General features: G+C 46.9%; 27 protein-coding genes. 22 read left to right on the forward strand and 5 right to left on the reverse strand.

Annotated elements, in window-relative coordinates:
• Nucleotides 1–55: 55 nt before the first annotated feature.
• From D5E69_RS04435 to D5E69_RS04445, 3 genes are all read left to right on the forward strand, one after another.
• The gene (locus tag D5E69_RS04435; protein ID WP_159129273.1) at nucleotides 56–775 is read left to right on the forward strand and encodes a DUF7003 family protein; all 720 of its coding nucleotides are present in this window, start codon (nucleotides 56–58) and stop codon (nucleotides 773–775) included.
• 130 nt (nucleotides 776–905) lie between these two features.
• Complete coding sequence (locus D5E69_RS04440) at nucleotides 906–1,724, forward strand: alpha/beta fold hydrolase (RefSeq protein WP_159130322.1); 819 nt, start codon at nucleotides 906–908, stop codon at nucleotides 1,722–1,724.
• Nucleotides 1,725–1,813: 89 nt separating this feature from the next.
• A complete protein-coding gene (locus D5E69_RS04445) occupies nucleotides 1,814–2,665 on the forward strand; it encodes a DUF4240 domain-containing protein (protein ID WP_159129274.1) in 852 nt (283 codons plus the stop codon).
• Nucleotides 2,666–2,697: 32 nt separating this feature from the next.
• On the opposite strand, the gene D5E69_RS24105 is transcribed toward D5E69_RS04445, so the two are convergent.
• Together D5E69_RS24105 and D5E69_RS04450 are read right to left on the reverse strand one after the other, a co-directional pair.
• A complete protein-coding gene (locus D5E69_RS24105) occupies nucleotides 2,698–2,886 on the reverse strand; it encodes a hypothetical protein (protein WP_488175778.1) in 189 nt (62 codons plus the stop codon).
• Nucleotides 2,887–3,150: 264 nt separating this feature from the next.
• Complete coding sequence (locus tag D5E69_RS04450; RefSeq protein ID WP_159129275.1) at nucleotides 3,151–3,732, reverse strand: CGNR zinc finger domain-containing protein; 582 nt, start codon at nucleotides 3,730–3,732, stop codon at nucleotides 3,151–3,153.
• A gap of 193 nt (nucleotides 3,733–3,925) precedes the next feature.
• Here D5E69_RS04450 and D5E69_RS04455 point away from each other — a divergent pair, with 193 nt between their 5' ends.
• Nucleotides 3,926–4,786: an alpha/beta fold hydrolase gene (locus D5E69_RS04455; RefSeq protein WP_159129276.1), complete on the forward strand. Its 861-nt coding sequence runs from the start codon at nucleotides 3,926–3,928 to the stop codon at nucleotides 4,784–4,786.
• A 236-nt stretch (nucleotides 4,787–5,022) separates the two neighbouring features.
• Here the strand turns inward: D5E69_RS04455 and D5E69_RS04460 are convergent, their stop codons facing one another.
• Nucleotides 5,023–5,361, reverse strand: a complete 339-nt coding sequence (locus tag D5E69_RS04460) for a winged helix-turn-helix transcriptional regulator (protein WP_048015352.1) — start codon at nucleotides 5,359–5,361, stop codon at nucleotides 5,023–5,025.
• Between the two features lie 105 nt (nucleotides 5,362–5,466).
• On the opposite strand from D5E69_RS04460, the gene D5E69_RS04465 reads away from it, so the two are divergent.
• From D5E69_RS04465 to D5E69_RS04475, 3 genes are all read left to right on the forward strand, one after another.
• The gene (locus tag D5E69_RS04465; RefSeq protein WP_048013825.1) at nucleotides 5,467–5,850 is read left to right on the forward strand and encodes a RidA family protein; all 384 of its coding nucleotides are present in this window, start codon (nucleotides 5,467–5,469) and stop codon (nucleotides 5,848–5,850) included.
• Nucleotides 5,851–6,014: 164 nt separating this feature from the next.
• The gene (gene bla, locus D5E69_RS04470) at nucleotides 6,015–6,923 is read left to right on the forward strand and encodes a class A beta-lactamase (RefSeq protein ID WP_159130323.1); all 909 of its coding nucleotides are present in this window, start codon (nucleotides 6,015–6,017) and stop codon (nucleotides 6,921–6,923) included.
• 33 nt (nucleotides 6,924–6,956) lie between these two features.
• Complete coding sequence (locus tag D5E69_RS04475; protein WP_159129277.1) at nucleotides 6,957–7,805, forward strand: sialate O-acetylesterase; 849 nt, start codon at nucleotides 6,957–6,959, stop codon at nucleotides 7,803–7,805.
• A 337-nt stretch (nucleotides 7,806–8,142) separates the two neighbouring features.
• Here D5E69_RS04475 and D5E69_RS04480 read toward each other — a convergent pair whose 3' ends face one another.
• Nucleotides 8,143–9,858 (reverse strand): M3 family metallopeptidase, encoded by a 1,716-nt coding sequence (locus D5E69_RS04480; RefSeq protein ID WP_159129278.1) that lies wholly within the window; start codon nucleotides 9,856–9,858, stop codon nucleotides 8,143–8,145.
• Between the two features lie 193 nt (nucleotides 9,859–10,051).
• Between D5E69_RS04480 and D5E69_RS04485 the strand changes: the two genes are divergently transcribed.
• Complete coding sequence (locus tag D5E69_RS04485; protein ID WP_063190957.1) at nucleotides 10,052–11,029, forward strand: DNA/RNA non-specific endonuclease; 978 nt, start codon at nucleotides 10,052–10,054, stop codon at nucleotides 11,027–11,029.
• An 80-nt stretch (nucleotides 11,030–11,109) separates the two neighbouring features.
• On the opposite strand, the gene D5E69_RS04490 is transcribed toward D5E69_RS04485, so the two are convergent.
• On the reverse strand, nucleotides 11,110–11,841 hold the full coding sequence (locus D5E69_RS04490) for a carotenoid biosynthesis protein (protein ID WP_159129279.1): 732 nt from the start codon (nucleotides 11,839–11,841) through the stop codon (nucleotides 11,110–11,112).
• 260 nt (nucleotides 11,842–12,101) lie between these two features.
• On the opposite strand from D5E69_RS04490, the gene D5E69_RS04495 reads away from it, so the two are divergent.
• The 14 genes from D5E69_RS04495 to D5E69_RS04560 all read left to right on the forward strand — a co-directional run bounded on the left by D5E69_RS04495 (nucleotide 12,102) and on the right by D5E69_RS04560 (nucleotide 23,626).
• Entirely contained in the window at nucleotides 12,102–12,683 is a 582-nt protein-coding gene (locus tag D5E69_RS04495) for a TetR/AcrR family transcriptional regulator (RefSeq protein ID WP_159129280.1), read from the forward strand.
• A complete protein-coding gene (locus D5E69_RS04500; protein ID WP_159129281.1) occupies nucleotides 12,680–13,024 on the forward strand; it encodes a DMT family transporter in 345 nt (114 codons plus the stop codon). Before D5E69_RS04495 ends, D5E69_RS04500 begins: the two co-directional genes overlap by 4 nt.
• On the forward strand, nucleotides 13,024–13,338 hold the full coding sequence (locus D5E69_RS04505) for a DMT family transporter (RefSeq protein WP_048015360.1): 315 nt from the start codon (nucleotides 13,024–13,026) through the stop codon (nucleotides 13,336–13,338). Before D5E69_RS04500 ends, D5E69_RS04505 begins: the two co-directional genes overlap by 1 nt.
• Nucleotides 13,339–13,354: 16 nt before the next feature.
• Entirely contained in the window at nucleotides 13,355–14,188 is an 834-nt protein-coding gene (gene speE, locus D5E69_RS04510) for a polyamine aminopropyltransferase (protein WP_159129282.1), read from the forward strand.
• A 705-nt stretch (nucleotides 14,189–14,893) separates the two neighbouring features.
• Entirely contained in the window at nucleotides 14,894–16,651 is a 1,758-nt protein-coding gene (locus tag D5E69_RS04515) for a sensor histidine kinase (RefSeq protein ID WP_159129283.1), read from the forward strand.
• 73 nt (nucleotides 16,652–16,724) lie between these two features.
• Nucleotides 16,725–17,411, forward strand: a complete 687-nt coding sequence (locus tag D5E69_RS04520; protein WP_053428511.1) for a response regulator transcription factor — start codon at nucleotides 16,725–16,727, stop codon at nucleotides 17,409–17,411.
• Nucleotides 17,404–17,550: a teichoic acid D-Ala incorporation-associated protein DltX gene (locus tag D5E69_RS04525; RefSeq protein ID WP_159129284.1), complete on the forward strand. Its 147-nt coding sequence runs from the start codon at nucleotides 17,404–17,406 to the stop codon at nucleotides 17,548–17,550. The genes D5E69_RS04520 and D5E69_RS04525 overlap by 8 nt, the downstream gene beginning before the upstream one ends.
• Before the next feature lie 21 nt (nucleotides 17,551–17,571).
• On the forward strand, nucleotides 17,572–19,077 hold the full coding sequence (gene dltA / locus D5E69_RS04530; protein WP_159129285.1) for a D-alanine--poly(phosphoribitol) ligase subunit DltA: 1,506 nt from the start codon (nucleotides 17,572–17,574) through the stop codon (nucleotides 19,075–19,077).
• Nucleotides 19,074–20,231 (forward strand): D-alanyl-lipoteichoic acid biosynthesis protein DltB, encoded by a 1,158-nt coding sequence (gene dltB, locus D5E69_RS04535; protein WP_159129286.1) that lies wholly within the window; start codon nucleotides 19,074–19,076, stop codon nucleotides 20,229–20,231. Before dltA ends, dltB begins: the two co-directional genes overlap by 4 nt.
• Before the next feature lie 14 nt (nucleotides 20,232–20,245).
• Complete coding sequence (gene dltC, locus D5E69_RS04540; RefSeq protein WP_053428508.1) at nucleotides 20,246–20,482, forward strand: D-alanine--poly(phosphoribitol) ligase subunit 2; 237 nt, start codon at nucleotides 20,246–20,248, stop codon at nucleotides 20,480–20,482.
• Complete coding sequence (gene dltD, locus D5E69_RS04545) at nucleotides 20,479–21,666, forward strand: D-alanyl-lipoteichoic acid biosynthesis protein DltD (protein ID WP_159129287.1); 1,188 nt, start codon at nucleotides 20,479–20,481, stop codon at nucleotides 21,664–21,666. Before dltC ends, dltD begins: the two co-directional genes overlap by 4 nt.
• Before the next feature lie 154 nt (nucleotides 21,667–21,820).
• Complete coding sequence (locus tag D5E69_RS04550; protein ID WP_048005481.1) at nucleotides 21,821–22,672, forward strand: metallophosphoesterase family protein; 852 nt, start codon at nucleotides 21,821–21,823, stop codon at nucleotides 22,670–22,672.
• Between the two features lie 90 nt (nucleotides 22,673–22,762).
• Nucleotides 22,763–23,005, forward strand: a complete 243-nt coding sequence (locus tag D5E69_RS04555) for a DUF2798 domain-containing protein (RefSeq protein WP_048005480.1) — start codon at nucleotides 22,763–22,765, stop codon at nucleotides 23,003–23,005.
• A gap of 69 nt (nucleotides 23,006–23,074) precedes the next feature.
• Nucleotides 23,075–23,626, forward strand: coding sequence for an SF0329 family protein (locus D5E69_RS04560; protein ID WP_159129288.1), 552 nt, complete (start codon nucleotides 23,075–23,077; stop codon nucleotides 23,624–23,626).
• The last annotated feature ends 267 nt before the right edge of the window (nucleotides 23,627–23,893 follow it).

The following is a 23,893-nucleotide window of genomic DNA, read 5'->3' on the forward strand; positions in this document are numbered from 1 at the left end:
CTAAACAGGGACGAATGGTTTCTTGAATAATAAGAAAGAAAAAAAGAGGTAATTCATGACTGAAAAATCATTCACAATTGGAGGTTGCGAGTTGAGATTAACCGATGTATTAGATCAACATTATCATAACTACGATTTTATTTTCTTGGAAAATGCAAACTTTGATTATGTTACATGCAAGTTGGACGTATATGTAAAAGATCAAAACTGGCTAATTGCTTTTCAAAAGATGGGGATTTCAAAAGGAGGTCCTGAAACGTGGATATATTATTATTCAAATCTCAACCCAGAGAATTACGGGTTTGTGGATTGTGAAAATATTGAGCTGAATAAAAATTCGTCCAATCCTTTATTTGAAGGTACGATTACTGTAAATGAAGACGTAACCTTATACAGCTTAAATGAAAACGATTATACAGAAAATAATATTTCAATTCTGGACCAATGTTATATCGACACTTATTTGCTACGAGCTTTAAATGAACACTACCCTGATTCAATCAATTGGTTTATGCCTAGTGATAAGGTATTAAAAACAATTAATGAAACGAGTGGTTGGATTTCTTTTTACAGCACCGAATGTTGGGAACATGTGGAGGTCGAGAGTGAGGCACCAAGTGAAAATCCTTTTTTCATTTCATTAGAACGAGCTATAATCGAAAAAAATATAGCTTTAGTTGAACAAGGTAGTGGAAATACCCATTGGAGTAATTGGACTGAATATGATTTTGATAAACAAAACGATTGGGAGACGGATTTTGAAGATTATGAATAAATTTTAAATGGATTTTAAAATATTCTAATCTCCATTGTTTAGTTAGTTTATTATATTGGAAAAAAGTATGGCTATTCTATATATGATTATCTCAAAATAGTACTCGGTGTAAGAAAGAGTGGCAACTCAACTGACTTATTGTACTGTAAATATAGCAGACATCTATTATGAAGAAATAGGACAAGGCACCCCCATCATCATGATCCACGGCTATTCACCTGATCATCGTTTAATGAAAGGGTGCATGGAACCTATATTCAACGAACGGCATGGGTGGAGGCGGATCTACATAGACCTTCCAGGCATGGGCTTGACGAGGGATTATGACGGGATTAAATGTTCAGATGATATGGTGGGAGCGGTCCATGAGTTCATTCAGACCGTCATTCCTGATCAGAAGTATGTCATTGCTGGCGAATCGTACGGTGGTTATTTGACCAACGGCCTGATCCATAAGGATGAACATAACATCCTTGGTGCAGCTTTCATCTGTCCAGTGATTAAGCCCAATCATCAGGATCGGACCGTGCCGGAGCACGAGGTTTTGAAGATTGATGAGAATTTCATCAGCACACTGAGCCAGAATGAACTTGAAGACTTCAGGAGCAACAATGTGGTGCTGAATAAGTCGACGTGGGAGAGATACAACAACGAGATCATAAGTGGAATTAGGGTGGCGGATCATGCCTTTTTGGATAGAGTACAGGAGAGTTATGGTTTTTCATTTGAAATTGGTCAATCGGTCTTTGCCAAGCCAAGCTTGTTCCTCCTCGGGAAACAAGATGCGACGGTGGGGTATCGGGATGCACTTGAATTAGAAGACAAGTATCCGCGTGGTACATTTGTCGTAGTGGATCAGGCAGGGCATAACCTGCAGATTGAGCAGCCGGGGATTTTTAATGCTCTTGTGGAAGATTGGTTGGAGCGAATGGGAACAGGCATCTGTTAATAGGCAATAAAAAATGAAAAGTCTTAACTTAAAGCAAGGTAAAAATAAATCACCTAGACCTCGATAAGTTAGTAAAGGAGAGTGAAAGAGTGAGTAATAAGATGAAAAAACCAGTTCCTGGACAAGTATATACAGCCCAATTTCCTAATCATTACTGGTTTGCCCTCGTTGTATTGAATGTAGTTGAAAATTCGTATTTGGTCTATACGACTTCGTATTATAGTAAAATTCCTCCAGAAATTGAGGATCCTTGCTTGTCACAATTTTACTATGGTTATGATTTACATTTAAAACGCCCCGAACCATCCATCTATTGGATTGATGGGAAGCCTGGTGATAATTATAAATTGATCGGGGAAATTGATTTAAAAGGAAAAAATGAGATCAAGAAGAGTAATTGGTACAGTGGAATATGGAAGCAGTTTTTTCCAAGTGACCTTATGAGAGACAAACAAAAAGAATCAGAGATTGTCTATAAGCAAGAACCTACAGTGCTGGAAGGTAATTATTCTGAAGAGCTAGATGAGAAGACCTTTTGGTCGTTAATTGATCTCATTGATATGGATCAAGAGGATCCAATGGAGGCATTAATCTGTCATTTGGAAAAATTACCTGTTGAAACAATCTATGCATTTGAAGAGACACTTAGCCACAAGCTCTTTTTATTGGATAGGCCAGAACATGCTGGAGTTGATGGTGAGTCAGAAGAATACCTCTCACCCGATGCCTTCCTTTATGCACGTTGTGCAGTGATCATAGAAGGTCAACATTATTTTGATCAGGTAGTCAAAGAGGCAGCGGAAATTGACTTAGAGTGGGATGCTGAAGAGCTCCTGGAAGTGGCAAGTGAAGCTTACAGTAGAAAAACCGGTGAGACCTTTGATTATGTTAGTCGTTTTGATTATGAAACTTACTCAAATACATCTGCTTGGGAAAAATGAAATAATCAGAAATGAAAGATTCTAAAAATCAATTAATACACCCTAGACAATTGGTAAAGGAGGTTAGTTGCCTCTAAACAGAAAGGTAACATGCTGCCGATCATTCGGTAGCATGTTTTAGGTCTTCCCCCGCGTCGTCCCCTGGAACAAGCTGCGGCCAACCCCGTCACCATTCGCTCACGATTCATGTATCGCTCCAGTTCGGACATGACCTCAAACATTCCAAAACATAGCCTTCCCGATCGCTGTCCTTGTGTCCAGTTGCTCCGAGATGCTCACGAGCTCTACGTCCTCTTTCCCTGTAATTTCCATCAGCTGTGTCTGACTCTTCTACTATCGATTCGTTAGAAGTTTTTCAAACCCATTGAAACTTACTTAACGTTGTTAAGAATAGGTGAATCGTCTTGAATATGGGCATAGCGATGCAAAACCGCAGGTACCCGTTTAAGTGATAAAGCGTCAATCATAAAAGGATACTAGGGTTCCTATTTCTTTTGCTTCGAATAAAACTCGGCTGCTTTTTTGCGGTTTCCACACAGCTCCATGCTACACCAACGTCTCTTTCCTGCTTTAGATGTATCGACGAAATAGAGTTTACATTCTTCATGATTACACTTTCGAATACGCTCGAGAGAAGTGTTTTCGAAAGTATTCATCATAGAATCCATAATATTGTACATTACGTGATCTTCAACTGTTTTCCCCTCGAATGTCATTTTCAATTTATCATTTTTTGAATTAATGGTTGGGTTGATTTGCAGATTTTCGACAATTTTTTTAATTCTATTGGTTGTTTCGAGCGAAAGCTCTCCTCTTTGGGTGATCTCGGACAATATGATGTTACAAAGAGTACGGATTGATTGAAGTTCAACAATTAATGAATCTAATGATTCTTTTTGTTCTAAATGTAATTCATCAGACTCTCGCAATAGATTATTTTCCTTCAGCCATTGAAGTGCACTTGATGCATTAGCTAAGATATCAATCTTTTGTTTATTAGAGATGTAAGTTGTATTTACAAGGTTTATCCATAAGGCCCCACCCAAAGTGAATATTGATTTATCCATGATTTCATCACCTCATTGTAATTATAACCGTTAAAATAGTTTTGACAAGTTATATAATGTAATGTAACTTAGTTTATAACTTCTAAAAGTATTTTTAGTGGTTATAAAATCGTTTGTAACGGCTTTTCCATTGGGAGCTCTACATTCGATTGCCCCTTTTAGAAGTGAAAATATAAACTTATGAGGTGGTAGTATGTTAGTAACTCACAAAAGTATTAGTATCAAGGGCGTAAATATCTTCTATCGAGAAGCTGGTCAACCGGAAAATCCAACAATTTTATTGCTTCATGGTTTTCCTTCCTCTTCTCATATGTATCGAAACTTAATACCGGAATTAATGGAGGAGTTTCATGTATTGGCACCAGATTATCCGGGTTTTGGGAATAGCGATCAGCCGGAAATAAATGAATTCGAATACACATTTAGTAACTATGCCATCCTCATCAATGAGTTTGTCGAGCAATTAAACGTAGAGAAATTTAGTATTTATATACATGATTATGGTGCCCCAGTAGGGTTTAGGTTGGCATGCCAACACCCTGAGCGAATTCAGGCTATTGTAACTCAAAACGGAAATGCTTATGAAGAAGGGTTAATGCCAGCCTGGGATCCTGTACGCACATACTGGGAAAATCCTACTGAGGAAAATAAAAATAAAATAAGATTCCTATTATCTTCAGACTTTACAAAATATCAATATACAAACGGTACTCGTAATCCTGAACATATTAGTCCGGACGCTTGGAATATGGATCAGTTTGTTCTGAATCGTCCAGGAAATGACGAGATACAGCTTGCTTTGCAATACGACTATAGAAACAACGTAAAGCAGTATTCAAACTGGCAGGAATTCTTCAGAACATACCAGCCACCTACACTCGCTATATGGGGTAAAAATGACATGTTTTTCGGACCAGAAGGTGCTCTGGCATTCCAGAGGGATCTTGATGATTGCGAAGTGCATTTATTGAATACAGGCCATTTCCCATTAGAAGAAGAGTTGAAAACGAGTGCCACTTTAATTAAACAGTTCCTGCAAGCTCGTCTTTCATAATAAAAGAGTGGGAGCAATTCATTTCATGAAAATTTGATCATGTAAGTATAGAAGGAAAGCAACAAAACAGGCTGCCGATTACTCGGTAGCCTTTGTGACTATTTGGGGCTGCGTGGCAAAGGATGCAAGGAGGGAAGGGCGGTGGGGATGCTTTGCTTCAGGTAGCCAGAGCGCATGCTGTAGAAACAGGGGCGACATTTGACTTGAATAATGGTGGGTATCTTAGATGACCATCATCAATCAGTACGGTTTTTTTCTCCCCACTCACATAGCTGCTCCAATAATGGCAATAGGGATTCACCTTTGGGTGTAAGACTGTACTCCACTTTAGGCGGGATTTGAGGATATTCCTTTCGTTTGACCATCCCGTCTGCTTCCAACTCTTTCAGTTGTGAACTCAATGTTTTAAAGGTGATCGCTCCGATTCTTCTTTTCATGTCATTAAAGCGAACGGGTTGATTTTCCGCTAGGAGATACAGAATCAGCATCTTCCACTTACCTCCAATGACGGATAACGTATACCCGAAGGATGTCTCTTGAATCGTTCCCTTTTCGTTAAATTCAGCCATACTCATGTTGACACTATCCTTTCTGATAGTACCTATCTTTATTGTGCGTACTGTTTTTCTCTTTGTTTCCATTTTATACTGACCTTACATTGAGATAAAGGAGAGGATCACATGTCACATGTTAAAACCTACAACCACAATTTATGGGATCACGGCATTGTTCAAGGATACAGCGTCAACGGAACGATTTATGTTTCTGGTCAATTTTCACACGATCAGGATGGAGCGTTTGTGGGCAAGGGGGATATTGAAGCTCAGACTCTGCAAACATTTGAGAACCTCGATCGAGTAATGAAGGAATTCGATGTCACAAAGACCAATCTTGCATATGTGGAAGTCTTTCTGACCGATCCGGAAAAGCACTCCGACTCGGTCATCCGACTGTTCAAGGAATACCTGGGGCAGCACAGACCGGCCGGCAGCCTCATCGGCGTGACTCATCTGGCGTTCCCGGAGCAATGGATTGAAGTCAAAGCTGTGGCACACGCTAACTAAACTCTATTTTCAACACAGGGTTCTTATGTCAGATTAAATCTACGCACCATCCCCTTTCGGAAGAACTGAACTTGAGAATAATAGGCACCTAAACCATTGGTAGCAGGTCTGATTATGGATAGCCATCCCATCACACGTGTCTGTAGTATAGAAAGAAAGAGGTGATGGTATTGAATAAGAAAATCCTTATGGTCACGATGTTTACCTTACTGGTCCTGATGACGCTATCTGCCTGCATGAAGCCGGAGAAAACACCCGAACCTTCCTCCCAAAAGGAAGCGGAGGAGAGCACCGATCTGGATGAGACGTTTGCCACGATCGAGAGTGATTATGACGCCCGGGTCGGGGTCTATGCCATCGATACGGGGTCTGATGAGACCATCGATTATCGATCAGAGGAGCGCTTCGCTTTTGCCTCCACGTACAAGGCGCTGGCTGCGGCACTTGTATTGAAGCAAAATACCATGGAAGAGCTGGAGGAGGTCATCACGTACACCGAGGATGACCTGGTTTCATACTCTCCCATAACGGAAAAACATGTTGATACGGGCATGACCCTGGCGGAACTAAGCGAGGCGGCGGTCCGGACCAGTGACAACACGGCCGGCAACTTGCTTTTTGAGGAACTGGGAGGCCCTGAACAATTCCAGCAATCTCTAAGGGAGATCGGCGATGACGTGACACAATCGGATCGATACGAGACGGCTTTGAATGAATTCACCCCGGGAAATACCCGTGACACCAGCACTCCGGCGGCCCTTGCCACGAGTCTTCAAGGATTTGCAGTGGGAGACCTGCTTACGGACGATAAGCGCGAACGTCTACTGGATTGGATGCAAGGAAATGCGACGGGAGATACACTGATCCGGGCCGGCGCAACTGAAGGCTGGACGATCGCTGATAAGAGCGGGGCCGGAAGATACGGGACGAGAAATGATATCGCCGTGGTCTGGCCGCCAGATCGGGAGCCGATCATCCTCGCCATCATGACCCGTCATGATACGGAGGATGCCGAGTATGACGATGCGCTGATTGCCGAGGTGGCCGAAGCTACGCTTAACGCCCTTAAGTGATGGCCCATCGTACATCAAGAAAGAGGTGTTGGAATGAAGTCGATCTTATTGATTGGACAGTCGAATATGGCGGGAAGAGGATTCATGGAGGATGTGCCTCCGATCTACAATGAGCACATCAGTATGCTGCGAAATGGTAGATGGCAGATGATGGCTGAACCGCTGAATGTGGATCGCCACGTAGCAGGTGTTGGCCCCGCAGCGTCATTCGCTCAAGCTTGGACAGAGGATCACCCTGGGGAATCCATTGGATTGATCCCCTGTGCCGAGGGTGGAAGCTCGATCGATGAGTGGACACCTGATGGGATCCTGACCAGACATGCCATTTCCGAAGCAAGATTTGCCATGGAAACAAGTGAACTCGTCGGTATTCTGTGGCATCAGGGAGAAAGCGACAGCTACGGTGGACGCTATGAAACGTATAAGGAGAAAGTCTGCACGTTATTCAATCACTTGAGAAAGGAATTGAATGCTCCGGATATTCCCATTATCATGGGTGAATTGGGAGAGTACCTTGGAGAGTCCGGATTCGGAAAGAGTGCGGTGGAGTATAAGCAAATAAACGAGGTGTTAGCTGACGTTGCCCATTCCGAAGAACATACGTATCTTGTCACCTCAAAGGGATTGACGGCCAATCCCGACGGCATTCATATGAATGCCATCTCGCAAAGGAAATTCGGATTGAGGTACTATGAAGCATTCTTGAACCGAACGAATGTGGTAGACAAAGTGGATCAAGAAGACGGATGGATTGAACGAACAACGAATCGTGAACGGACGATAAATGAGGAGATCTTTGCTCAGACGTCTAAATTGGTATTGGGAGAAACGAGTTTTGAAGAGTTTAGCGCGTTTATATCCACTATGAAAGCAGGTAACTAGTCAAACCAAAGGGAGAATGGGCCAGTCATTGTAGGGAGCATCATGATAGTAGAAGGATATGAACTTACGAGATCCTCTTCTTCAGTTCATCAAGCTCTTCCCTAAGCTGCATATTTTCCTTTTTGATCTTTAATACTTCTGAGATCGTAAATAACATTGTTGACAATGTAAATAATAAAATAATAACAAAAACACCCATGCCGATCCTCTCCTTTATGATTATTCGATTCAGTGGATATGGTAACAGATATTGGTAATTGGTTCAATGGGTTTTAAGAGTTTAAAAGTCGGTTCCCTGGCATCAGGAAACCGACTTTTTGTTCTTCCATTCAGCCCATTACATGCACTGTTTATATTCATTTACATCCTCCACCACCCGTTTCATCGTCTGCTGCCAGAAGGCAGGCTGGGACAGGTCGATGTTGAAGTGCTTTTTCGTCAGTTCTTCCAGGGGTAGCATGCCGGTTTCGCTCAAAAATGCCTGGAAGCTGCGGGCAAATCCATCGCGCTTTCGGGCAAGCTCCAGCAGGCCGATGCTGAAGAGGAAGCCGAAGGAGTAGGGATAATTATAGAAGGAAAGGTCGGACCGGAAGAAATGGGGGTATTTCATCCACAAGCACGGTTCGTATGCTGCTAACCCGTTTCCATAGGCTTTTTGCTGCGTCGAAAGGAGGAGCGCCTCCATCTCCTCTAAAGGGAGCGGTCCGGATTTTCGCTTCTCGTAAAAGGCCGTTTCGAATAGGTAGGCGGCCCTTATGGACATGAGGTAGTTGATGCTTTGTTCCACTTTCCATCCAAGGATGGATTTCTTGATGGCCGGATCAATTGTCCCCTTGATGACATCCTCGATCAGGGCCGTTTCAAACAGGATCGAAGCGCTCTCGGCCATGGTCATTTCGAGCGTTTCGTCCAGTGAGCGAAGGGTGTTCCTGGTTTTCATCTGCTTGAAATGCCAGGCATGGCCAAGCTCATGGGCCAGCCGTCTTGCGCTATCCAGACTGTTGTCATAGCTGAGGGAAATCCTGGATTCACCTTGAGTAAGAAATGGGGCACAAAATCCGCCGAATGGTTTTCCAGGACGTGTTTCTGCGTCCACCCAGTTGTTTGTGAGTGTCTCTTTTACAAATTCGGACATCTTGGGATCGATTGTTGCGAGGGAGTTCAAAGTCCTCTCGATTGCCTGTGGGTAAGGGACTTTCGGTAAAGCATTTTCAGATGCCGTCATGAGCTCGAGCCAGGACAGTTTTTCCTTCCCGGCCTCATTCGCTTTGAGGGTGAGGTAGTCCGAGAATTCATCCAGATGGGAATCGACTGCGTCCCACATGGCGTGAAGGGTCGCGCTGGAGATTCCATTCGCGCCGAGGGAGTCATCAAGATAGTTCACATGGTCCCGCTTTTGATCCTCGAGCCTCAACCCAACCATTTCATTATAAATGGATGCTGCTTCAGGAGCCTTTTCCTGCAGTGCACGGTTCAGTCCTTGGAATGCCAGCTCCCTCATGGCAGGGTCGGCATGGGTCATGGCGATTTTATTGGCTTCTGCAAAAGGAAGGTCCTTCTCGCCTTCTCCAAGATCGGCATGCACGGTCAGGTTCCTGACCAGCGCGAGATACTTTTCTTCAAGGGACTTTAGTGTTGCGAGGGAATCGTTCGACTTGGTTCCACCGGTAAGTTCAGCTATGAAACGACGGTGGGGAATGGTGTTGGACCAGTCCTCCCATTGAGCAGGGCTCATGGTTTCAAGCAATGCCTGCCACTTGGAGCGGATGGTACGGGCCTCTGACGTTAAGGATGTGATCGTGGAGTGGAATGAAGATAAGGTAGTGGGGGCGATCTCTTCTACGGTCAGGCAGTAATAAAAGGATTCGGCTGAATCAAGGTGTTGGATGATGTCGGAAAGGCGAAAGAGATCCTGTTCGCAGGGGATTTCTGTCGTGTGGAACGCTTTTAAGGATTCCCCGAGGACATTCAACTGTTGGTCCCAGCGGTCCATATCAAGTCCGTGTAAAAGGTTGTTCAGATTCCAGCGTGTTGGCGAATGAAACGTTTTCATTTTTTCGTCCTCCTTCAAAGGTCGTCCTGTTTCCACCATAGCATAACCATCATTTTAGTTGATTGAAGGAGAGGGAGAACAAGACTATAATTTGGAAAACGTCATGGTTTAGACACAAACAACGGGGCAGGAGAAGGCAAAAGAGTAGTATTCTAATAGGGTTTGAAATGATTATTCTTAAAGGGGAATGGATATGAAGAAAGCAACCTATTTACTGATATCACTTGTCATGATGACGCTTGCGGCGTGTGCTCCACAGCAAAATCAGGCGTCAGACAAAGACGATACCAAACAAGTAAGCGAACAGAAAGCAGATGAGAGCAAAAAAGACGGCGCTAAAAGTGAAGCGGCGGAAGCAGAGGAATCCAAGGATGAACCAGAAAAGCGTGAAAGCGAACCTGCGACCACGGCTTCTGCTACAAGCATCAATGGGGACATTGACTACAGCGACTATAAACTGATCGAAGTCGACGGCGGGGACAGGTCCGGTGATCGTGAGCCCAACGTCCGTGTGGATATCGGATTCGGTGACAGGGAGTACTGGGCGTTCACCAATGAATATGGACAGTTGATCCGCGTGGAGGCGAAGGAAATCATTCTTCAGGATGATCAAACGGAGCCGGTTAAGTCGTCAGGCAGGTATTATTACGATGAAGCCAATGTTCCGGGGACGGAGCGTTCCTACCTCGACCAGGGGCATGTGATCGCCGACTCACTGGGCGGAGTGTCCAATGCCTATAACATCACGCCTCAGGACAGCACCCTCAACCGTCACGGGGATCAAGCTTACATGGAAAAAGTGATCCGCGATGCCGGAGGAGTGACAAACTTCGTGGCAAAGATCAGCTATCCAGATACAGAAACACAGATTCCCGATCATTACACGTATACATACATCATGAAGGGAAGAACCGTGACGGATGACTTCGATAACGTGAACCCGGATGATGTGAATGCACGAGCAGAAGCAGAAGCCGAACCTGCAGCGGCTCCAGAGGCTGCCTCAACACAGGAAAGCACTCATGATATCAGTAAGGTTGATACGGATCATAACGGCAGGGTGACGATCGCTGAAGCGAAAGCGGCCGGATTCAAGATGCCGATCACGAGGGATTCATGGCTCTATGAATATATGGATGACCGCGATGGTGATGGGATGGTCGGAGAATGAGGTCTACATGGGAATGAGTGTCATCCCATTACGACAGATAAAAGCCTGGCTGCAGCCAGGCTTTTCCTCTTCCGGTCGAATCATGGTTCGGTGCGGATCTTTTTCAAGAACAAGTAACAGATGCTCGATGAGACGCCGACCGCCAAGACCCCATAAAGTCCAGAAATAAATGCAGTAAAACCGAACAGGATATGCAGCATTAAGAACAAGTACTGGTTATTCCTCTCTAACTCCATCATCGTCGTTTTTTGTTCAAATCTGGAGATCAGGATGGCAAATAAAAGGGCTGTGAGATACCATCCGAGAAAGTTTTGGGAAGGAATGTCGTAATACAATCCTCCATCGGCCCAGATCCAGTAGGATTTTACATTGGCCGCCACGGGATCGATGGCCAGGTCCAACCACACGGCAAAGAGGGGAACCAGTATCACGGTCCTGTGACGGAAGGAGAATAATTTAGAAAAGGCCAAACTGGCTCCCATGACCGATAGCCACGCAGGTCCCATTGTGATCGGTACACCGAGGAACATCAGTCCGAAATCTGCTTCATATGTATACTCACCGAATATCAGGCCGGTGTGGGTACCGATGGACTCAATTGCGATGGACCCGAAAAAGATGAATGGAATGATGAATCGTCCCTTTGGCAAGACATTCCACAGATAACACGATGCATATAACCCTGAAGCAAACAAAAACACCGTGTTTGCCCACTCAAGCCAAGGCGGCAAGAGCGAGAAACCGACTAGAATCAATCCAATCACAAACCATACACAGAAGAACTTCCACAAATATTTCTGAAATACAAACATCCTCTTGATCCCCACTTTTTGACTGGATTGAAGCTCATACAGGAAATCAATCCATCATGTATTTTCATTTACCGGACTTTCCCTTTTCAGCATGTCAAACCACCCGGCGTACTGTCAATTTTCTTACTGGCTGAATGCTCCATGATGGTTCACTCCCGTGTCTTTTTTGTGACAATCGAAAGGAGAGCCAATCGAACATTTGACATTCAGGCCCTACCTGGATAAAATAACTTACGAACGTTCGTAAGGGAGTGGAGAAAATGAAATCAAACGAATTAAAAGCGATTGCCCTTGAGCAATTCGCCCTTCATGGCTATCAAGGAGCTTCTCTATCTGCGATCGCAGATAAAGCGGGTATTAAAAAGCAATCCATTTATTCGCATTTTAAAAGTAAAGAAGATCTTTTTATCCGTGCTTTTGAAGATTCCGTTCAATATGAATTGGATTTCATTGAAATGGATCTGGTCGATAGTGATACATCCATACGCAATATGTTGAACCAATTTCCTGCTAATTATCTTGCTCGATACCGGGAAGACTCAAATATGAAATTCTTCTTAAGGACATCCTTTTTTCCGCCTGTTGAATTGGAAGAGCCCATAAAGGAAGGGACTGAGAAATATATATCAGGCTTAGAATCCTTATTTGTTCAACTGTTTGAAAAGTATGGACAATTACACGATGAAATGACACCTGAAAAAGCTTCTGTTGCGTATCTGACAATCCTTGATGGACTGTTGGTGGAATTAATGTATGGACGAACTGACCGACTGGAAAAACGTTTGGACCACTCATTGGAAGTGTTTTGGAAAGGCGTAAGTGAAAGGGAGTGTCATGAATGAATAAAGCGTGGACGTTCGTTGTACTCGGCTCCCTATTCGAAGTGGGCTGGGTCATCGGATTGAAACATTCTTCAGATTTCATCACGTGGGCAGCGACAATCGCAGCCATTGCCTTATCGTTTGGGTTCCTGATTAAGGCTACACAAATGTCCCTGCCGGTCGGGACCGCCTATGCCGTTTTTGCCGGTCTTGGAACGACGGGTACGGTCATTGCGGAAATGGTCTTTTTCAATGTCCCGTTCCAGGTGGCTAAAGTCGTATTGATCCTTGTGTTATTGGCAGGGGTCATCGGGCTTAAGCTGGTGACAGGGAAGAGTCAGGAACAGGGGGGCGAATCGTAATGGGATGGACATTCCTTATTCTTGCAGGGGTATTTGAAGTGGTCGGTGTAACGGGATTGAACCTGATCACCCGGAAAAAAAGCGTATCATCCTATCTCATCTTTGTGGTCGGGCTTGCATGCAGCTTCACATTTTTGAGTTTGTCGATGCAGTCTCTACCAATGGGTACGGCCTATGCGATCTGGACGGGAATCGGTACCGTGGGATCAGGACTGGTCGGGATTTTATTTTATGGGGAATCTAAGAGCATCTTACGAATTATCTTCATGGCCATGGTGTTGAGCGCGGCTATTGGATTAAAGTTAATTAGTTAATTGGGAGTTGGATAACATGTCAGTATGGTTTACGGAGAAACAAACGAAGTCTTTCGGAATCACCGGGAAAGTTCGTCGCACGCTTGAGAGCGAGCAGACGGATTTTCAACAGCTAGAAATGCTGGAGACAGAAGAGTTCGGCAATATGCTGCTACTCGACGGGATGGTCATGACATCGGAGAAAGACGAATTCGTCTATCATGAGATGATCGCGCATATCCCATTATTCACTCACCCTTCACCCAAAAAGGTGTTGGTCGTCGGTGGAGGAGATGGCGGGACGATCAGGGAAGTGCTGAAGCATCCAGGAGTCGAGAGTGTGATGCAGGTTGAGATTGATGGCAAAGTGGTGGAATACTCGAAGAAACATCTGCCGACGATTTCATCCAGCTACGGGGATGCCCGTGCTGAACTGCTGATCGGAGATGGGTTTGAGCACATCATCAAGAGCGAAGGCGTCTATGACGTCATCCTGGTCGATTCAACAGAACCCGTTGGTCCCGCTGCGGGCTTGTTCACGAAGGGATTTTATGCGGGCATTGCCAAAGCACTGAAAGAAGATGGGATATTTGTGGCCCAGACAGACAACCCGTGGTTCAAATCGGAGCTAATCAAACATGTCATGAGGGACGCAAGCGAGGTATTTCCGATCACTCGCCTATATACGTGTAATATCCCAACCTATCCAAGCGGGATGTGGACCTTTACGATGGGTTCGAAAGTGTATGATCCATTGGATGTGTCAATGGAGAATATTTCGGAACTTGATACAAAGTATTACACCCCTGAGCTTCATCATGCAAGTTTTGTACTGCCAAGATTCGTGAACCGGCTTTTAGATAAGGAATGAGGGTTTCAGTAGAGTGTTAGAAGATCATTTAAGGAAACTTATAAAGAAGGATGAAAGGTTAACCGGTAGGACGGTTGGCCTTTTTTCTTTTGGGAGAATCGCTCTCTTAAACGATCGCAATACGAGTTGGATGGAGAGGGCAATCATGATGGTGCGGTAAGGAATTCCGCCTCATTGAAATGGCGTTGTTTATCTATTTTAATAGTCTGACATACCATTTAATCGATTGGCAGTGAGAGTGTACATTTTTTTATATACATCATTCATACGTAGCCATCCTCTCACCACCGGGAACGATGGTGCACAATCAGCCGTCAACCGTGCTCATCTTCTGGAATGGTGGAAAGCTCTGACACTCTTCATGGGATCTTGATGTCTGGCTCCAAATCCAGCCCTTTTCCACAAGGAATAACAAAAAACCCCCTTTGTACAAACAAAGGGGTAAAAGGGGGTCAATGACAAATTGTCTCCTTCATCATACAATGGATGAAAATATTTTACAACTTTAAAGTGGAAAAGTTTTGAATATTTATTATAAATGATTTATATCTTTGCATATTGGGAGTATATGTCACCATCTGGATTCCTGCTCCCATTTGTAGTACCATTAAATGCATTTCTGTTTGCGGGCCATCCTGCCTACACACAAAGAACATATCAGACTCGTATACTTGTAAAAACATCATCAAGGACCCAGGAGGCTTTATGAAGCGTAAAGGAATTACATTGAAACTATTTCTACTGACGGTTGTCGTGTTCATGTGCTTTTACGGCATGATCATTTTGGCGCATATGCTCTTTTTTCAGGATTTTTATCAGAAGTACAAGATCAAGGGCGTGGAGTCCGCACTGGAGAGGTTCTCTGAGCATTATGTGAATGAGGATTGGAGCTCGCATAGGGCGTCACGGGAAGCCGTGAAGTTCATGTCGGAGAATAAGAGTCAGCTGACCATCGTGGACACGGATGGGGATCTGACGTTGAATGACCCGTATCATATCACGCTTAAACAAAAAGACGGGACTCTTGTGGTCGTGTCGCTGTCGTTCTTCATGAATACATATGGGCAGGAACTGAAGGCGGCCGCGATCGATAAAGGAAGTACGTTGACGGTGTGGGGAGCACTGGATCAGGAACAAAAGGATGCCCCTACGGTGATGTATCCCTTCCAGATTACCCAAAAGGGCTTCCCGTCGATCGGGGAGGACGTGGATGCGTCCTATGCGGATAAGGTGACGGGGGAAGTGGTCGAACGGGTCCTGCCCCGGTCGAAGGCATGGAACACCCAGCAGGGACTGCTATTCGATGCGTTGAATGAATTATTCCCTTTGAAGCCGTCGCAGGAAAAGAAGGTCAAGGACATGAAGCTGCAGAAGATCGATTGGACGGAGCCGTGGAGCGGGACGCATAACATGGTCATCATCGATCCGGTGAAAACGAAAGCCGGGAAGACCGAACTCCTCGTGTCCGTGACGTCCCTGCAGGAAGTCCAGGACACGAACAATGCCCTCCAGCTCTTCTACTTGTATCTGGGGATCGGCGGGCTCTTCCTCATTATCATTCTATCGTTCTTCTTCTCGCGGTTGGTCAGCAAACCCCTGATCAAGTTGGACAAGATGGCGAAGCGGATGGTCAAGCTGGATTTCACCGTCGATTCCCCCGTCCGTCAGAAAGATGAGATCGGGAATCTGTCCAACAGCATGCTGCTCATGGCGAGGAATCTCGATCAGGCGTTGAAGGAGCTCGAGGAGAAGAACGTCCAGCTCCTTGCCGATATGGAGCAGAAGAATGAGATGGAGAAGATCCAACAGGACTTCTTCGCCAATGCCTCCCATGAGTTGAAGACACCGCTCAGCATCATCAAGAGTTTTGCGGAGGGACTGAAGGATGGCATCGGGGCGAACAAGCAGGATCATTATTTCGAGGTCATCGTCGAAGAGGCGGAGAAGATGGAAGGGCTGCTGACGGACATGCTCGACCTGGCCAAATTGGAGGCAAGGACCATCAAGCTGCGGAAGACTTCCTTCCTATTGAGTGACCTGATGGATAAAGCTTCGAATAAATTGGTCTATTCCCTGAAGGAAAAAGATCTCGACGTCGTCATCGGCTCCACCAAGGAACTGCCGATCGTGGCCGATTACGGCTGGATGGATAAGGTGATGCTGAACTTCCTGGTGAATTCCATCCGCCATGCGGAGAAGGGAAGCACCATCTCCATCGATATCGAGAGCGATGACCACGACACGACCTTCATCCTCCGGAACAGGGGCGACAACATCCCTGAAGACAAACTCGATCATATCTGGAAACGATTCTACCGTGGGGAGCTGTCGCGCAGCCGCCAGACCGGCGGGACGGGACTCGGACTGTCGATCGCCCAACAGATCCTCGATATGCATCACTGTGAGTACAAGGTCGAGAACCTCGAAGATGGAGTCCAATTTACTATACTATTTACAAATTAAAGGCAAAAGGACACACAAAAGACATACGACCCTTTTACACTAATCGAAGAATCAGGCTGGAGGAACGAAGAAAATGGGTAAAACAGTTTTGCTTGTGGAAGATGAAGCGAGAATCAGGGAGATCATTTCGGACTATTTCATCCAGGATGGATGGGAGGTACACGAAGCAGAGGATGGCGATGTGGCGCTGGAGATGCTGGATTCCATCTCTCCGGACCTCCTCATCCTGGACGTGATGATGCCGAAGGTGAATGGATTCGAGGTGTGCCGCCGGGTGCGCCTCAAGTCGGGTGTCCCCATCATCCTGCTGACCGCGAAGGGGGCTGACAGCGATAAAATCCACGGATTTGAGCTCGGGGCCGATGAATATGTGACGAAGCCCTTCAGTCCGCGGGTGCTGGTGGCACGGGCGAATTCCCTCATGAAGCGGGTGAAGGAAAGCTATCTGCCGAACGGTCATATGATCGGGTTCGGTTCTGCACTCCTGAATACGCTGGCACGCCGTCTGGAAGTGGACGGGGCCGAAGTGGAACTCACGCCGAAAGAATATGATCTCCTGCTCTTGCTCATCGAGAACAAGAACATTGTGCTATCCAGGGATACGATCCTCGACCGGGTGTGGGGCATGGACTTCGACGGAGACAGCCGTGTCGTCGACACCCACATCCGGAAGCTGAGAAGCAAGCTCGGGACGGAATCCCACTATATCCGCACCGTCATCCGGACGGGGTACAAATTTGAAGGAGACAACCATGGATAAATTAAGCCGTTTCTATCAACGGATCGCCGTGAGATGGATCGTGCACACGACGTTCTACTTGGCGATCCTGCTGATTTTATTCTTTTTATACAGCTTTCACAGTGCCAATACCGGAAGCTATATTTACAACGATTTTTAACGTGGAGAAGGGAATCGAACTATGGACTTTTTGTTAGACATTCAAGAGCATGCAACACAATCACCGGAACAGACGGCTTTCAAAGCGACTGGGCAGGCACTATCGTACGGGGAGCTTTGGGGACGATCCGATCAACTCGCCTCTTATCTGCTGGACGCCTACATCCTTCCGCGCCAGACCCCAATTGTCGTCTACGGACATATGGAAGCGGGTATGCCCATCGCCTTCCTGGGGAGCGTCAAGGCAGGCTTCCCGTACATCCCCATCGACACCTCCATCCCGGATGAGCGGGTCCGGTCCATCATCGAGAACTCGGGCGCCGGACTGATCATCAACGTGTCGGGGCAACCCATCCCGTTTGCCTCCGTTCCCGTTCTGGCATTGGACGCGTTCGATTGGAACGAACCGATGAGCGTGACGCCCGGGACGTGGGTCAAAGACGATGAAGTGTATTACATCATCTACACGTCAGGGAGCACAGGGAATCCAAAAGGGGTCCAGATCACGGGCGGCAACCTGCAGAGCTTCGTGGACTGGATGAAAGAGGACTTCCCGATCGGGGAGCACAAAGTCTTCCTCAATCAGGCACCGTTCTCCTTCGACCTATCCGTCATGGACCTGTATCCGGCGCTCGTGACCGGGGGAACCCTATTTGCCCTCCCAAAATCTTGCGTCGACAAGCCGAAAGTAATGTTTGAAACCCTAGAAGCATCCGGCGTCCAGGTGTGGACATCGACCCCTTCGTTCATGCAGATGTGCCTCATGGACCCAGGATTTAATGAAGCGAAGATGCCAAACGTCGAGCTGTTCCAGTTCTGCGGGGAAACACTGCCGGTCTCGGTGGCGAAGGAGCTCCGCAAACGATTCCCGAAAGCCGTCATCTTCAATACATATGGGCCGACGGAAGCAACGGTCGCCGTCACCTCGGTCGAGATCACGGACCGTATCCTGGCCGATCACGGATCGCTGCCGGTCGGGTACAGTAAATCCGATACCCGGGTCCTCATCCTGAATGAACAAGGAGAGCCTGCAGCGGACGGGGAAGCAGGGGAGATCATCATCGCCGGTCCGAGCGTGAGTAAAGGCTACCTCGGTGCGCCCCATCTGACGGAGAAGTCGTTCTTTTCGTATAAAGGAACGTGGGCTTACCGCACAGGGGATGCCGGTTATGCCCGTGAAGGCTGCATCTTCTACCAGGGACGTCTCGATTTCCAGATCAAGCTTCACGGGTACCGCATGGAGCTTGAGGAAATCGAATTCCAAATCAATCAGTGCCCGTACGTACAATCGACGGTCGTCCTCCCTCACCAGAATGGAGAAAAGATCGATTATCTTGTGGCCACGATCATCCCAGGGGACCATCCATTCGAGAAGGAGCATCATCTCACGTCGTTCATCCGGAAAGAGCTGCAGAAGACGCTGCCTTCTTATATGGTCCCGCGCAAGTTCATCTACAAAGGAAGCCTGCCGATCACGACGAATGGGAAACTCGACCGCAAGCGCATCAAGGCTGAGGTTCTTGCATGACGGTATATGGCTCGTTTCTATTCTTTATCATCATCGGAATCCTGCTGTTGCCGACGATCATCCTCGGCCTCATGGGGAAGAGCTTCCGTGTCTATAACCTGATCATCTCGGTGGTCATCCTGTCCCTGATCTTCTCGGGGGAGGCGAGAGGGTTCGCGACTTTGATCGCCTTCACCGTGTTCCAGGTGCTGCTGATTAAATGGTATATGGCGTACCGCTCGAAGCGGAATGCAGGAGTCGTCTTCTATCTCATGGTGGCGCTATCCCTCCTGCCCCTGATTCTATCCAAGGTGCTTCCGTTTCTAGCCTTCGATAACTGGGCCACATTCCTCGGGATCTCCTATCTGACGTTCAAAGCCGTCCAGATGGTCATCGAAATACGGGACGGCCTGATCAAGGAGCAGCCGCCGGTCTACCGGATCGCCTATTTCATCCTGTTCTACCCATCGCTCTCCTCGGGACCGATCGACCGGTACCGGAGATTCGAGAAAGATGAGGGGACCGTATGGGATGCGAGGGACTACCAATCCCTCCTGTACTCGGGATTACATAAGATTTTCATCGGGTTCCTCTATAAGTTCATCATCGGATATGCGGTCAATACCTATTTCATCATGAATCTGCCGTATATGACGTCGAACAAGATCCTGTATAACCTGCTCTATATGTACGGCTACAGCATGTACCTGTTCTTCGATTTCGCCGGGTATACGGCGTTTGCCGTCGGGATCAGCTACATGATGGGCATCCGGACCCCGGAGAACTTCAACAAGCCGTTCCTGAGCCGTAACATCAAGGATTTCTGGAACCGGTGGCATATGACCCTGTCCTTCTGGTTCAGGGATTATGTGTTCATGCGCTTCATGTTCCTCATGAAGAAGAAGCGCTGGATCAAGAACAAGATGCTGCTGTCGAATCTCGGCTACATCCTGCTGTTCACCCTCATGGGGGTGTGGCATGGCCTTGCGATCCAGTACATCGTCTACGGACTCTATCATGCGGCCGTCATGGTCAGCTATAACTTTTTCGAGAAATGGAACAAGAAGCATAAGAAGTGGCCGGCGAACCGGTTCACGACCGTCGTATCCATTGTGATCACCTTCCATGTGATCTGCTTCGGATTCTATCTATTCTCAGGACAACCATTCCACTAGGAGGAAACACGAATATGAATTTTGAACAAGAAGTGTTAGACATACTTGCAGAGGTTTGCCAGGAGGAGTCGGTGAAAGAAACCCCGGATATGGACCTGTTTGAAGAGGGTCTCCTCGATTCATTCGGCACTGTGGAAATGCTCGTCGAATTCGAGGACAGGCTCGGGATCCTCGTCCCGATCACGGAGTTTGACCGTGACGTATGGAACACGCCAAATGCGATCATCAAGCAGCTGAAGAATCTGAAATGAAGAAAAAGCGACACGTATTCGGCCCGATGATCCTCGCATTCGTGCTGTTCATCGGCATGATATCGGTACCGAACAAGTGGCTCGTGAAATTGATGCCCGACGGCCGGCTCGATGAGGCAGCTAGTTCCCTGAACTCGAACATGTTTGCCGGGACCTTCATGCAGGATGAGATGCTTGAGGACAATACGTATCTACCGATCTATGGATCTTCCGAATTCTCGCGATGGGACCGGTACCACCCCTCGAACTATTTCAAGGTGAATGATGCCGGCTTCAAGCCGTTCCTCGTCGGAAAAGGGGGCACCACCTCCATCATCCACGCCATCAACCTGGCGAGTCACGCCGATCAGCTCCAACAGAAGCAGATGGTGATCATCGTCTCGCCTCAATGGTTCGTGAAGAATGGGACCGATGAAAATCACTTCGCCCCGAACTATTCAGCCCTGCAGGCCATGGACCTCCCGTCCAATTCCATCATCGATGAAGACACGAAAACGAAGCTGATGAAGCGGATGATGTCCTATAATACGGTGAAAAACGATACGCTCGTGTATGAACTGTACGATGCGTATCTTCATGATAAAACCGCTACCTATCAAGGGCTGTCAGCCGTGTCGAACCTGTACGGCAAGGTGCTGGAGAAAAAGGATCTGTACTATTCATTGTTCACGATCTCATCGGCCCAGCGCAATGCCTCGAACAAGGTCGAAGGTCAATCCTGGGACGCCCTCATGAAGATGGCCGACCGCACGGGGGAGCGCCACACGCAGCACAGCCGGTTCAACATCGACGACAAGGTATACAAGAATCAGGCCCGCGAGATCGCGGCCAAAAAAGGCAAGAACACGGATCACTCCTACGGGGTATCCAAAGAGTATGACGACTTCCAATTGCTCATGGACGTATTGAAGCAATCAAAAGCCGAGCCGCTCTTCGTCATCCTGCCCGTGAACGGCGAGTACTACGATTACACCGGCTTCCCGAAGAAGGGGAGAGACGACTACTACAAGCGGATCACCGCGCAGATCGCGGATAATGGCTTCGCGTATACAGACTACTCCGATCACGAATATGATCCGTATTTCCTGAAGGATACGATCCACATTGCGTGGAAGGGATGGGTGTACCTGGACCGGGATATCGATTCATTTGTGAAGACGGGGAAGAAGTTTAGGGAAGAGTAAGGAATGAGGGAAAGGCAGCCGGTTGATTGGCTGCCTTTTTCGTTGGATTCGTGGTACTTCTTTTTCTTTTTTCTCCAGTCCCTGCATGCAACGAAACATGCTAAACTGGTAGAATATGCAATCCATTATCGTTCCATTCCAAGGAGAGACATACATGAAGCATAAAATTGCCCTGCTGGCTGATGTCCATGGAAATGCAACAGCGTTAAAAGCAGTGATAGACGACTCGATTGTAGAAGGTGTCACGGATTATTGGTTTCTCGGGGACCTGATCATGCCGGGACCGGGAACGAATGACCTGTTTGTGATGTTGGAGGGCGCAGGTGCCTCTGTCTATGTGAGGGGGAACTGGGAAGATAGTTTCCTTGATGTCATGAAGAAGGAAGTGGACCTTCATCATCCTACCGATCTCTATGTTTCAAAGCTTGCGCACTATCAGTGTGAGAACCTAAAACCAGTGTATATAGAACGGATCAGGAACCTGCCGCTGCACCTGACGAAGCAAGTGAATCACTTGTCGATCAGCATCAGCCATCACCTTCCCACGAAAAGTCACGGAGGCGATCTGTGGCCGACGAATGATCAGAAGAACTTTGATGAATTGGTCAAAGGAGGGGGTGATGTTGCGGTGTATGCCCACACTCATCACCAGCTCCTCCGCTATAGCAGCGAAGATCAGCTGATTATCAACCCAGGAAGCATCGGTCAGCCATTCTATAAGTGGGAAGCGTTCGGGAAGGATCGGCGCGCTCAATATGCCATTCTTGAAATCGACGACACAGGTGTTGCCGATGTAAGGTTCAGAAAAGTGAGCTATGACGCAAGACAGGAACTGGAGAACGCCCGGCAGTCGAACCTGCCTTTCGTGGAACTATACGAAGAAATGCTCGAGACCGGCAAAACGTCTACCCACGACAGGGAACGATTGCAAGCATTAATCACAAAATACGGCTATGATGAGGACGTCTCGGCCTTCTTTGAAAGGTTGGGAACCCGTGGGGAATGACCCCACTTGGGCATCCCCTGCATCTTTGACGCCTGTTTTCATTTGTGATACCATCAGACAGTTATCACAATGTTAAAAAGGAAGAAGCCTATGAAAATCCATTCCAAATATAGAAGGGTCATTACGGCATTCGTAACGGCTCTGTGCATGTCGATCTTTATTTCATTCATGTTGGTGTCCATCAACTTCGGATATGACAGCCATTTTCTTCTGACGTGGCTGAGAATGTGGTCTGAAGCATTTGCGTGCGCGTTCTTCGGGGCGTATTTCTTTCCGAAATTCATTCAGTTCCTGATCAGTAAGATCCACTTTTTTGAGAATACCATCGATTGATAGCCGGTCCCGGTTTCTTTTTGGGATCGGTTTTTAAAAATTATCTACCTTTAGGGAAAGGAGGCTCCTATGCCTTCCTTGATTTGGAGCAAAACAAAGAAGCGCCTCATGAATCTGATCTGTGAACAGCTGCAATCCAGGATCGACTTCCACGTGATTTCATACCGGAAAGCGCATGACCAGATGGGGCGTGCGGTCATGACGGTGGATAAAGAGGAAGTGTTCAGCATGTGTTCGATTACGTCTATGCGAGAAGAGTACTACCGGGAAGAAGAAATCCGAGGGAAGTGGAACGAGGATAAAAGGGATGTGGGGACCAACCTGGAAATCCAGGCACTTGCCCATGAGCAGTTGCTTCATGAAGGGATCTACGCCCGATATGACTTTTTCTCGGTGGTGGATGACTATATCCAATCCCCGATCAGCGAGCTTTTGAAGTCGGATGATGTATTGGTTAAAGCACTTACTATGCTGGACCGCCGGGTGGGGAAAAGGACGCTCTGCAGATGGAAGGACTTCATCCAAGAAGAGCACCCACTGGTTCAACGGATATATATGTTACGCTGTGAAGTGGAAAACATCCAGATCAAACATTCCGGTGAGACAGAACTTCCTTACTAAAGGATGTTCTTTTTTTATGGGGAAAAAAGGTCGTAAGATTATCCTTGTGCCCCCATTCAAACCATCGTATAATAATTCTAACTATAACCGTCACGTGACAGTTTGGAGGGAGTTCCCTTGGGGTCGAGAAGCTGAAGTATACGTTGTGGGCCGTTGTTGCTCATGGATTAACTAGGATAGGCGTTCATCATGATCGGCTCCGGGGAAAAGCGGTACGTCCTGCTTCACACTCCATGGACCGGACATGATGATGCGCTAACAGACATC

This window comes from Rossellomorea marisflavi, from assembly GCF_009806575.1.
Taxonomy (GTDB): domain Bacteria; phylum Bacillota; class Bacilli; order Bacillales; family Bacillaceae_B; genus Rossellomorea; species Rossellomorea marisflavi_A.